The following is an 11,519-nucleotide window of genomic DNA, read 5'->3' as shown; positions in this document are numbered from 1 at the left end:
CGTTCCCACGCTCCCGCGTGGGAACGCATCGCGTGACGCTCTGCGTCACCCTTGCAGAGTGCTCAAGTCGTGCGCCTGGCTCGGGACGCGGAGCGTCCCAGGCGGCATTCCCACGCAGAGCGTGGGAATGATCGAGGGAGCCGCATTATTGTTCTAGCCTCAGGTATCAAGCCTCTTGATCGTTCCCACGCTCCCGCGTGGGAACGCATCGCGTGACGCTCTGCGTCACCCTTGCAGAGTGCTCAAGTCGTGCGCCTGGCTCGGGACGCGGAGCGTCCCAGGCGGCATTCCCACGCAGAGCGTGGGAGTGATCGAGGGAACCGCGTTATTGTTCTAGCCTCAGGTATCAAGCCTCTTGATCGTTCCCACGCTCCCGCGTGAGGAACGCATCGCGTGACGCTCTGCGTCACCCTTGCAGAGTGCTCAAGTCGTGCGCCTGGCTCGGGACGCGGAGCGTCCCAGGCGGCATTCCCACGCAGAGCGTGGGAATGCTCGAGGGAACCGCGTTATTGTTCTAGCCTCAGGTATCAAGCCTCTTGATCGTTCCCACGATCCCGCGTGAGGAACGCATCGCGTGACGCTCTGCGTCACCCTTGCAGAGTGCTCAAGTCGTGCGCCTGACACACCGCAATCGCAGGCAAGCCAGCTCCCACACTTGAATCGGTTACCACTCGAAAATCGGCCCCGAAAGCAAAGTTGGAAGGCTTCTTGCAACCCCGCCTCCAAGTCGCCCTCCAGCGTCAAAACTTTGCTTCAAGGACCCGAGGAATACCGGTGGTAGATCGCTCTCAAATGCTCAACACGGCCCGTGGCACCCTGACTGACCTGTCGCGGGGCAATCTGGGTGTGCCGTTGTTGTTGCTGGTGATGCTGGCAATGATGATGTTGCCGATGCCGCCGTTCCTGCTCGACGTGTTCTTTACCTTCAACATTGCCCTGTCCGTCGTTGTGTTGCTGGTGTGCGTGTACGCCTTGCGGCCGCTGGATTTCGCGGTGTTCCCGACGATTCTGCTGGTGGCGACCCTGCTGCGTCTGGCATTGAACGTCGCTTCCACGCGGGTGGTGATGCTCCACGGCCAGGACGGCCACGCCGCCGCCGGCAAGGTAATCCAGGCCTTCGGTGAGGTGGTCATCGGCGGTAACTACGTGGTCGGTATCGTGGTGTTCGCGATCCTGATGATCATCAACTTCGTCGTGGTGACCAAGGGCGCCGGGCGGATTTCCGAGGTGAGCGCGCGGTTTACCCTCGACGCCATGCCCGGCAAGCAGATGGCCATCGACGCCGACCTCAACGCCGGCCTGATCGACCAGGGCCAAGCCAAGGCCCGTCGGGCGGAAGTCGCCCAGGAAGCCGAGTTCTACGGCTCCATGGACGGTGCCAGCAAGTTTGTGCGCGGCGACGCCATCGCCGGCCTGTTGATTCTGTTCATCAACCTGATCGGCGGTGTGGCCGTCGGTATGTTTCAGCACGGCATGACATTCGGCGATGCCGGCAAGGTGTATGCCTTGCTGACCATCGGTGACGGTTTAGTGGCGCAATTGCCATCACTGTTGTTATCCACAGCGGCGGCCATCATGGTTACCCGTGCTTCGGGCTCCGAAGACATGGGCAAGCAGATCAGTCGGCAGATGTTCGCTTCGCCCAAGGCCCTGGCCGTGGCGGCGGGCATCATGGCGATCATGGGCATTGTGCCGGGCATGCCGCACTTCTCGTTCCTGAGCATGGCGGCCCTGGCGGGTGGTGCGGCGTACCTGTTCTGGAAAAAGCAGAACCAGGTCAAAGTCCAGGCCCAGCAGGAAATCGCCCGTCAACAGGAGCTGCTGCCATCCCCGGCCCGCGCCCAGGAAACCAAGGAGTTGGGCTGGGACGACGTCACGCCCATCGACATGATCGGCCTGGAAGTCGGTTACCGCCTGATCCCGCTGGTCGACCGCAACCAGGGTGGGCAACTGCTGGCGCGGATCAAGGGTGTGCGCAAGAAGCTGTCCCAGGACCTGGGTTTCTTGATGCCCACGGTGCATATCCGTGACAACCTCGACCTGGCCCCCAGCGCTTATCGCCTGACCCTGATGGGGGTAATCCTGGCCGAAGCCGAGATCTACCCGGACCGCGAACTGGCGATCAACCCCGGCCAAGTGTTCGGTACCCTCAACGGCATTACCGCCAAAGATCCGGCTTTCGGCCTGGAAGCGGTGTGGATCGAAGTCAGCCAGCGCAGCCAGGCGCAGTCCCTCGGTTACACCGTGGTGGATGCCAGCACCGTGGTCGCCACGCACCTCAACCAGATTCTCTACAAGCACTCCCACGAGTTGATCGGCCACGAGGAAGTCCAGCAATTGATGGGCTTGCTGGCCAAATCGTCGCCAAAACTGGCCGAAGAGCTGGTGCCTGGCGTGCTGTCACTGTCGCAGTTGCTCAAGGTGTTGCAAGCGCTGTTGGCCGAACAGGTGCCCGTGCGCGACATTCGCAGCATTGCCGAGGCCATCGCCAACAATGCCGCCAAGAGTCAAGATACTGCCGCTCTGGTGGCGGCGGTGCGTGTCGGCGTGTCCCGCGCAATCGTGCAAAGCATTGTAGGGACTGAGTCGGAGCTGCCTGTGATCACCCTGGAGCCCAGGTTGGAACAAATATTGCTCAATAGTATTCAGAAGGCAGGGCAAGGCCAGGAAGAGGGCGTTTTACTGGAGCCAAGCATGGCTGAAAAGCTGCAGCGTTCGTTGATCGACGCCGCACAGCGCCAGGAAATGCAGGGCAATCCGGTGATCCTGCTGGTGGCCGGCCCGGTTCGCGCGATGTTGTCGCGGTTCGGACGCCTGGCTGTACCGAATTTGCACGTGTTGGCTTACCAGGAAATTCCTGACAATAAGCAAGTGACTATTGTCGCGACAGTTGGGCCCAATGGCTGAGGTAGTGGGTTATGCAAGTTAAGCGTTTTTTCGCCGCCGATATGCGTCAGGCCATGAAACTGGTCCGTGATGAGCTGGGCGCCGATGCCGCGATTATCGGTAACCGTCGGATTGCCGGCGGTGTCGAGCTGACGGCTGCCCTGGATTACACGCCCCAGGCGCTGGCCCCGCGCGTGCCAAACATGGAGCTCGAAGACGAGCTGCGCAAGACCGCCTCGCGCATTGTGTCGGCCCAGGCTGAACTGAGCATGCGTGGCGACAGCGATGCCAGCACCAATCGCCAGCTGTTTGCCGGCCTGCCGCTGACCGCCGCCGAGCCGCTGGTTGAACCCACCTTTGTCGAACCGCCGCGTCCTGCAGCGCCTGCCCCGGCTGCCGCAGTTGACCAGCGCGTGATTGACTCGATGCGTTTTGAACTCAACGGCCTGCGTGAATTGCTCGAAGTGCAGCTCGGCTCGCTGGCCTGGACCCAACTGCAAGGCAGCAAGCCGCAGCAAGCCAACCTCTGGCGTCGCCTGCAACGCATCGGCCTGTCCGGCCCGTTGTCCCGCGACCTGCTGGCCTTGACCGCTGAAGTCGAAGAGCCGCGGCAGGCCTGGCGCATGCTGCTGGCGCACTTGGCGCGCATGATTGCCACGCCGGAAATCGAACCCCTGGAAGAGGGCGGTGTAATCGCCATGGTCGGCCCCGCCGGCATGGGCAAGACCACCACCCTGGCAAAGCTTGCGGCCCGTTACGTGCTTAAATACGGCGCGCAGAATATCGCCCTGGTGAGCATGGACAGTTACCGTATCGGCGCTCAGGAGCAGCTCAAGACCCTGGGCCGCATCCTCAACGTGCCGGTGACCCATGTCGACCCGGGCCAGTCCCTGGCCAATGCCCTCGACCCGTTGCTGCGCAAGCGCGTGGTGCTGATCGATACCGCCGGCCTGCAAGCCAGTGATCCGGCGCTGCGCATGCAGCTCGAAAGCCTGGCCGGGCGAGGCATCAAGTCAAAAAATTACCTGGTGCTTGCAACCACCAGCCAGAAACAGGTTCTTACCGCTGCCTATCACAGTTACAAGCGTTGCGGCCTGGCCGGTTGCATCCTCACCAAGCTCGATGAAACCGCGAGCCTGGGCGAGGTGTTGAGCCTGGCCATCAGCCATGAATTACCGGTTGCCTACCTCACCGACGGGCCGCGGATCCCGGATGATCTGCATCTGCCGCGCCGTCATCAGTTGGTCAGCCGTGCCGTGAGTGTGCAAATGCAAGACGAGCCTAGCGAGGAAGCGATGGCCGATATGTTCGCCGACCTTTACCACCACCCGGCTAAACGGGTGGGTTGAGGCAGGATGAACACCGTGAAATGTACCTACATCGATGGTCTGCAAGCGATTCACGCGGCCAAGCCATGTAGCCTGCGTCTAAGCAAGACAAGGTAAAGAAATAAAATGGGCAGCATGCATCCCGTACAGGTGATCGCGGTGACCGGCGGCAAAGGTGGCGTCGGGAAAACTAACGTGTCAGTGAATTTGTCCCTGGCCCTGGCAGAGCTTGGCCGTCGCGTCATGCTGCTGGATGCTGACCTGGGCTTGGCGAACGTGGACGTTCTGCTGGGGCTGACACCCAAACATACCCTGGCCGATGTGATCGAAGGCCGCTGTGAGCTGCGCGACGTGCTGCTCCAGGGCCCCGGAGGCATTCGCATCGTGCCGGCGGCCTCGGGCACCCAGAGCATGGTGCACCTGAGCCCCGCGCAGCATGCCGGGCTGATCCAGGCGTTCAGCGACATCGGCGACAACCTCGACGTGCTGGTGATCGACACCGCCGCCGGGATCGGCGAGTCGGTGGTCAGCTTTGTGCGCGCAGCGCAGGAAGTGCTGTTGGTGGTGTGCGACGAACCCACCTCTATCACCGACGCCTATGCGCTGATCAAACTGCTTAACCGTGACTACGGCATGAACCGCTTTCGCGTGTTGGCCAACATGGCCCAGAGCCCGCAGGAAGGGCGCAACCTGTTCGCCAAGTTGACCAAGGTCACGGATCGCTTCCTCGATGTGGCTTTACAATACGTCGGCGCAGTTCCCTATGACGAGTGTGTGCGCAAGGCCGTGCAAAAGCAGCGTGCGGTCTACGAAGCGTTCCCTCGTTCGAAATGCGCACTGGCGTTCAAGGCCATTGCCCAGAAGGTCGATACCTGGCCGTTGCCCGCCAACCCGCGGGGGCATCTGGAGTTTTTCGTCGAGCGTTTGGTGCATCAGACGAGCGCAGGACCGGTGCTATGACATCCAGCGGCTACAACCTTTACAAAAAGTCGGCACGTGACAGCCAGGGCGAATTGATCGAGCGCTATGCGCCGTTGGTCAAGCGCATTGCCTATCACCTGTTGGCGCGCCTGCCCGCGAGTGTGCAGGTCGAAGACTTGATCCAGGCCGGCATGATCGGCCTGCTTGAAGTCTCGACCAAATACGACGCCAGCAAGGGTGCCAGTTTCGAAACGTATGCGGGTATCCGTATCCGTGGCGCGATGCTCGATGAAGTGCGTAAAGGCGATTGGGCGCCGCGTTCGGTACACCGCAATACGCGCATGGTCAGCGATGCAATTCGTGCAATTGAAGCAAAAACCGGTCGTGACGCTAAAGATCATGAAGTTGCGGCCGAACTCCAATTGAGTCTCGACGATTACTACGGGATTTTGAACGATACCTTGGGCAGCCGCCTGTTCAGTTTCGACGACCTTTTACAGGACGGCGAACACGAAGGGCTGCACGAGGACGGCGCGAGCGCGCATACGGAGCCGTCGCGCGACCTGGAAGATGAACGCTTCCAGGGCGCGTTGGCCGATGCAATCGCCAATTTGCCAGAGCGTGAGCGGCTGGTGCTGGCGCTGTACTACGACGAAGAGCTTAACCTCAAGGAAATCGGTGAGGTCCTGGGGGTCAGCGAATCGCGTGTCAGCCAGTTGCATAGCCAGTGCGCAGCCCGCTTGCGGGGCCGATTGGCCGAGTGGCGCGCGCGCTGACAGGCAGTGTGGGGGCACTGCAGACGCTGCCGTGAGATCGCAAGGTTTCGCGGCTGTGTGCCGTGGTGCCCTGGGCAGTCCTTTTTGTGTAACGCCTGTTGATTGAAATGGCGCGTCCAGGTGCTGGGCGCGTTTAAGACTGCTTGGAGGTCGAATTGGACAAGAACATGAAAATCCTCATCGTTGATGACTTCTCAACGATGCGGCGGATCATTAAAAACCTGTTGCGTGACCTTGGGTTCACCAACACGGTCGAGGCGGATGACGGCCTGACGGCCATTCCGATCCTCAACAGCGGGAGCATCGACTTTCTGGTGACCGACTGGAACATGCCGGGCATGACCGGTATCGACCTGCTGCGCCATGTGCGCGCCGATGAAAAACTGCGCAGCCTGCCTGTGCTGATGGTGACCGCCGAAGCCAAGCGCGAACAGATCATCGAAGCCGCCCAAGCCGGGGTCAACGGTTACGTGGTCAAGCCATTCACGGCACTGGCCTTGAAAGAGAAGATCGAGAAAATCTTCGAACGCATCCACGGCTAATGCCATCGCGGGGGAGCTATGGAGCATAACGAAACGTCACAGGGCGACTTTGAGTCGACCCTGAAAAAACATGCTCACCAGTTGGTCGACAGCCTGGAAAAAGGCCAGTTCGCCGATGCGGTGCAGTTGATCCATGAGCTTAACCAGACCCGTGACCGCGGCCTGTACCAGGAAGTGGGCAAGCTCACACGCGAGCTGCACAGCGCAATCGTCAATTTCCAGATTGACCCGCGCATGCCCCAGGCCGAAGAAATTTCCCAGATCACTGATGCCACTGAACGTCTGTCCTATGTGGTCAGGCTGACTGAGGCAGCGGCCAACCGCACCATGGACCTGGTGGAAAACGCCACGCCCCTGGTCAACGGCATGGCCACCGAAGCCCAGGCCTTGAGCCAGGACTGGGGCCGCTTCATGCGCCGCGAAGTGGGCGCTGAAGAGTTTCGTGAATTGGCGCGTCGCGTCGACGGGTTCCTGTCGCGCAGCGAACAGGAAAACCGCACGGTGGCCAGCAACCTCAACGACATCCTGCTGGCCCAGGATTACCAGGACCTCACCGGTCAGGTGATCAAGCGCGTGACCCAGTTGGTCACCGAAGTGGAAAGCAACTTGCTCAAATTGGTGCTGATGGCCGGCCAGGTCGATCGTTTTGCCGGCATCGAACATGACCGCGAAGCGATCCTCTCGGAAAAAGATCCACAAAAACATCTCGCCAAGGGTGAAGGTCCGCAGATTCATGCCGATAAACGTGAAGACGTTGTGTCAGGTCAGGATGACGTAGATGACCTGTTATCCAGTTTAGGCTTCTAAGGAGCACCCACATGAGCTTCGGCGCCGATGAAGAAATCCTTCAGGATTTCCTTGTAGAGGCCGGCGAAATTCTAGAGCAACTGTCCGAACAACTGGTCGAGCTGGAAAGCCGACCGGATGATGCGAACCTGCTCAATGCAATTTTTCGCGGTTTTCACACTGTAAAAGGGGGCGCCGGCTTCCTCCAGCTCCATGAGCTGGTGGAGTGCTGCCACATCGCCGAGAACGTCTTCGACATCCTGCGCAAGGGTGAGCGTCACGTCGACTCGGAATTGATGGACGTGATTCTCGAAGCACTGGATGCGGTCAACGGCATGTTCAGCCAGGTGCGTGAACGTGCGCCGATCACTGCCGCCACGCCGGAACTGCTGGCCGCCCTGGCGCGCCTGGCCGAACCTGCCGACACCGCGGCTGCGCCGGTGGTCGAGGCTGCGCCGGAGCCGGTGGCGCAAGCCGAGCCGGACGTGACCGACAGCGAGTTCGAACAACTGCTCAACTCCCTCAGCGCGGTCAAGGCCGAAGCTGAAGCGCCGGTGCAGCCTGCCGCGACGCCGAGCAGCGAAGACATTACCGACGCCGAATTCGAGTCGTTGCTCGACCAGTTGCACGGCAAAGGCCAGTTCGCAGCAGATGCCGTGGCCTCGCCTGCCGCTGCGCCAGAAGCACCCGCTGCCAACGCCAGCACCGACATCACCGACGACGAGTTCGAGGCACTGCTCGACCAACTGCATGGCAAAGGCACCTTTGTGGCTGAAGCCCTGCCTGAGGTGGCGGCCACTGCCGCCGCTGCGCCAGCGGCCAGCGCAGCACCTACCGATGATGGGCTGATCTCCGATCACGAATTCGAAGCCCTGCTCGACGAGTTGCACGGCAAAGGCAAGTTCAGCGAAGTGGCCCCGGCCGCTGCCGCCCAGGTTACAGCGCCAGCCGCTGCCACTGCGGCACCGGTTGCTGCCAAACCTGCGCCGGCTGCCAAGCCAGCACCTGCCGCCGCCCCGGCACCTGCGCGTGCAGCCGCGCCGGCTGCTGCGGAAAAACCCGCCAGCGAAGCCGAAACCACCGTGCGCGTGGATACCGCGCGCCTGGACGACATCATGAACATGGTGGGCGAACTGGTGCTGGTGCGTAACCGCCTGGTGCGCCTGGGCCTGAACAGCGGCGACGAAGCCATGCAGAAGGCCGTGTCGAACCTCGACGTGGTCACCGCCGACCTGCAAACCGCGGTGATGAAAACGCGGATGCAGCCGATCAAGAAAGTCTTCGGCCGTTTCCCGCGCCTGGTTCGCGACCTGGCGCGCCAGCTCAAGAAAGAAATCAACCTGGAGTTGGTGGGCGAAGAAACCGACCTCGACAAAAACCTCGTCGAGGCTCTGGCCGACCCGCTGGTCCACTTGGTGCGCAACGCGGTCGACCACGGTGTAGAAACCCCGGAAGAACGCGAAGCCGCCGGCAAGTCCCGCAACGGCAAGGTGATTTTGGCGGCGGAGCAAGAGGGCGACCACATCCTGCTGTCGATCACCGATGACGGCAAAGGCATGGACCCGACCATTTTGCGCAATATCGCGGTCAAGCGCGGCGTGATGGACAAGGACGCCGCCGACCGCCTGACCGACACCGAGTGCTACAACCTGATCTTCGCCCCGGGCTTTTCGACCAAGACCGAGATCTCCGACGTGTCCGGGCGTGGCGTGGGCATGGACGTGGTGAAGACCAAGATCAGCCAGCTCAACGGCTCGATCAATATCTACTCGACCAAGGGCCAGGGCTCCAAGATCGTCATCAAGGTGCCGTTGACCCTGGCGATCATGCCGACCCTGATGGTGATGCTGGGCAACCAGGCGTTCGCCTTCCCGCTGGTCAACGTCAACGAGATCTTCCACCTCGACCTGTCGCGCACCAACGTGGTGGACGGCCAGGAAGTGGTGATCGTGCGCGACAAAGCGTTGCCGCTGTTCTACCTCAAGCGCTGGCTGGTGGCCTCGGCCGCCCATGAAGAACAGCGCGAAGGCCATGTGGTGATTCTGTCCGTGGGTACCCAGCGCATCGGCTTTGTGGTCGACCAACTGGTGGGCCAGGAAGAAGTGGTGATCAAGCCTTTGGGCAAGATGCTGCAGGGCACCCCGGGCATGTCGGGCGCAACCATTACCGGTGACGGTCGCATCGCACTGATTCTCGATGTTCCGAGCATGCTCAAGCGTTACGCCGCACGGCGTATTTGATTCTGGTGGGGCAGGGCGGTCATGCCCGCCCCGCCTAACGGAGTGTTTATGGCAGTCAAGGTCCTGGTGGTGGACGATTCGGGTTTCTTCCGCCGCCGCGTCTCGGAAATTCTTTCCGCTGATCCAACGATCCAGGTGGTCGGCACGGCCACCAACGGCAAAGAGGCGATCGATCAAGCCATTGCCTTGAAGCCGGACGTGATCACCATGGACTACGAGATGCCGATGATGGATGGCATCACGGCCGTGCGCCACATCATGCAACGCTGCCCCACACCGGTATTGATGTTTTCGTCGCTGACTCACGAAGGCGCGCGGGTGACCCTCGACGCCTTGGATGCCGGCGCGGTGGATTTTTTGCCGAAGAATTTCGAAGACATCTCGCGCAACCCCGACAAGGTCAAGCAGATGCTGTGCGAGAAGGTGCACAGCATTTCCCGCAGTAACCGTCGCAGCTTGTTCAGCACGCCCGCGCCAGCTGCCACGCCTGCGCCCGCAGCAGCGGCGCCGACCTCGTCGTTTGCGCGCCCGGCGCCTGCGCCCGTGGCCCGGCCTGCGGTCGCACCGGTACGTGCCGCCGCAGCGCCGAGTGCGCATTCGCCCGCGCCCAAGCGCAAGGCTTACAAACTGGTCGCCATCGGCACCTCCACTGGCGGCCCGGTGGCCTTGCAGCGGGTGCTGACCCAACTGCCGGCCAACTTCCCGGCGCCGATTGTGCTGGTGCAACACATGCCGGCGGCGTTCACCAAAGCCTTCGCCGAGCGCCTGGACAAGCTGTGCCGTATCACCGTCAAGGAAGCCGAGGATGGCGACATCCTGCGTCCTGGCCTGGCACTGCTGGCGCCGGGCGGCAAGCAGATGATGGTGGATGGGCGTGGCGCGATCAAAATCCTGCCGGGCGATGAGCGCCTGAACTACAAGCCGTGCGTGGACATCACCTTCGGTTCTGCAGCCAAGTCCTACGGCGACAAAGTTCTGGCGGTGGTGCTCACCGGCATGGGCGCCGATGGCCGTGAAGGTGCGCGCCTGCTCAAACAGGGCGGTAGCGCCATCTGGGCCCAGGATGAAGCCAGTTGCGTGATCTATGGCATGCCCATGGCCATCGTCAAGGCTGACCTGGCCGATGCGGTCTACAGCCTGGACGACATCGGCAAGCACCTGGTGGAGGCCTGCCTCTGATGGATGTCTTGAGCCTGATCGGCATCACCATGGCATTTGTCGCCATCATTGGTGGCAACTACCTGGAAGGCGGCCACCTCGGCGCCTTGGCCAACGGCCCGGCAGCGCTGATCGTAATCGGTGGCACCGTGGGCGCGGCGTTGTTGCAGTCGCCCCTGAGCTCGTTCAAGCGTGCCATGCAGATTCTGGTGTGGATCATTTTTCCGCCACGGGTCGACCTGGCAGGCGGCATCGACCGCGTGGTCAATTGGAGCCTCACCGCCCGCAAGGAAGGCCTGCTGGGCCTGGAAGGCGTGGCCGATGCCGAACCTGACAGCTACGCGCGCAAAGGCCTGCAACTATTGGTCGATGGCGCCGAACCGGAAGCGATCCGCAGCATCCTCGAAGTGGATTTCTACACTCAGGAAAGCCGTGACATCAATGCCGCCAAAGTCTTTGAAAGCATGGGCGGCTATGCGCCGACCATCGGCATCATCGGCGCGGTAATGGGCCTGATCCATGTGATGGGCAACCTGGCCGACCCCTCGCAACTGGGCAGCGGCATTGCCGTGGCGTTTGTCGCGACCATCTACGGCGTGGCCAGTGCCAACCTGGTGTTGCTGCCGGTGGCCAGCAAGCTAAAGTCGATTGCCATGCGCCAGTCGCGTTATCGCGAAATGTTGCTCGAAGGCATCCTGTCGATTGCCGAGGGCGAAAACCCGCGCTCCATCGAATTGAAGCTTCAGGGCTTCATGGATTGATGGGTATGCACATTGACCTGTGGCCAGTGAGCTTTATGTGGCGAGCGAGCTTGCTCGCGCTGGGCTGCGAAGCAGCCCCAAAACCAGGTACCGCAATCTGTCTGAACAAACGCGTTGCCTG

9 protein-coding genes are annotated in these 11,519 nt (G+C 61.5%); all 9 read left to right on the top strand.

The window, feature by feature from the left end:
- Nucleotides 1-792: 792 nt before the first annotated feature.
- Nucleotides 793-2,907 carry a flagellar biosynthesis protein FlhA gene (gene flhA / locus GIV26_RS16275; protein WP_034126796.1) on the top strand — a complete coding sequence of 705 codons (2,115 nt, stop codon included), beginning with the start codon at nt 793-795 and terminating at the stop codon, nt 2,905-2,907.
- An 11-nt stretch (nt 2,908-2,918) separates the two neighbouring features.
- Complete coding sequence (gene flhF / locus GIV26_RS16270) at nt 2,919-4,235, top strand: flagellar biosynthesis protein FlhF (protein ID WP_003192914.1); 1,317 nt, start codon at nt 2,919-2,921, stop codon at nt 4,233-4,235.
- A 105-nt stretch (nt 4,236-4,340) separates the two neighbouring features.
- Nucleotides 4,341-5,174, top strand: a complete 834-nt coding sequence (gene fleN, locus GIV26_RS16265) for a flagellar synthesis regulator FleN (protein WP_003192912.1) — start codon at nt 4,341-4,343, stop codon at nt 5,172-5,174.
- Nucleotides 5,171-5,911, top strand: a complete 741-nt coding sequence (gene fliA, locus GIV26_RS16260; protein WP_003192909.1) for an RNA polymerase sigma factor FliA — start codon at nt 5,171-5,173, stop codon at nt 5,909-5,911. Before fleN ends, fliA begins: the two co-directional genes overlap by 4 nt.
- Nucleotides 5,912-6,078: 167 nt before the next feature.
- Nucleotides 6,079-6,453 (top strand): chemotaxis response regulator CheY, encoded by a 375-nt coding sequence (locus tag GIV26_RS16255; RefSeq protein ID WP_003192908.1) that lies wholly within the window; start codon nt 6,079-6,081, stop codon nt 6,451-6,453.
- 18 nt (nt 6,454-6,471) lie between these two features.
- Nucleotides 6,472-7,260, top strand: coding sequence for a protein phosphatase CheZ (locus GIV26_RS16250; RefSeq protein ID WP_003192906.1), 789 nt, complete (start codon nt 6,472-6,474; stop codon nt 7,258-7,260).
- Nucleotides 7,261-7,271: 11 nt separating this feature from the next.
- On the top strand, nt 7,272-9,479 hold the full coding sequence (locus GIV26_RS16245; RefSeq protein WP_236281506.1) for a chemotaxis protein CheA: 2,208 nt from the start codon (nt 7,272-7,274) through the stop codon (nt 9,477-9,479).
- A 48-nt stretch (nt 9,480-9,527) separates the two neighbouring features.
- Nucleotides 9,528-10,658, top strand: coding sequence for a protein-glutamate methylesterase/protein-glutamine glutaminase (locus GIV26_RS16240; protein ID WP_034126798.1), 1,131 nt, complete (start codon nt 9,528-9,530; stop codon nt 10,656-10,658).
- Entirely contained in the window at nt 10,658-11,398 is a 741-nt protein-coding gene (locus tag GIV26_RS16235) for a flagellar motor protein (RefSeq protein WP_003192902.1), read from the top strand. Before GIV26_RS16240 ends, GIV26_RS16235 begins: the two co-directional genes overlap by 1 nt.
- Nucleotides 11,399-11,519 lie beyond the last annotated feature (121 nt).

This window comes from Pseudomonas sp. PA-1-3F (assembly GCF_021609665.1).
In the GTDB taxonomy this organism is placed as follows: domain Bacteria; phylum Pseudomonadota; class Gammaproteobacteria; order Pseudomonadales; family Pseudomonadaceae; genus Aquipseudomonas; species Aquipseudomonas paracarnis.
Note: the sequence above shows the minus strand (reverse complement) of the source record. Positions and strands in the feature narration are given on the sequence as shown.

Coding starts and splice junctions, on each gene's coding strand:
- GIV26_RS16240 (WP_034126798.1), top strand. CDS start 9,528: ATGGCAGTCAAGGTCCTGGTGGTGGACGATTCGGGTTTCTTCCGCCGC.
- GIV26_RS16250 (WP_003192906.1), top strand. CDS start 6,472: ATGGAGCATAACGAAACGTCACAGGGCGACTTTGAGTCGACCCTGAAA.
- GIV26_RS16255 (WP_003192908.1), top strand. CDS start 6,079: ATGAAAATCCTCATCGTTGATGACTTCTCAACGATGCGGCGGATCATT.
- fleN (WP_003192912.1), top strand. CDS start 4,341: ATGGGCAGCATGCATCCCGTACAGGTGATCGCGGTGACCGGCGGCAAA.
- flhA (WP_034126796.1), top strand. CDS start 793: ATGCTCAACACGGCCCGTGGCACCCTGACTGACCTGTCGCGGGGCAAT.
- GIV26_RS16235 (WP_003192902.1), top strand. CDS start 10,658: ATGGATGTCTTGAGCCTGATCGGCATCACCATGGCATTTGTCGCCATC.
- GIV26_RS16245 (WP_236281506.1), top strand. CDS start 7,272: ATGAGCTTCGGCGCCGATGAAGAAATCCTTCAGGATTTCCTTGTAGAG.
- flhF (WP_003192914.1), top strand. CDS start 2,919: ATGCAAGTTAAGCGTTTTTTCGCCGCCGATATGCGTCAGGCCATGAAA.
- fliA (WP_003192909.1), top strand. CDS start 5,171: ATGACATCCAGCGGCTACAACCTTTACAAAAAGTCGGCACGTGACAGC.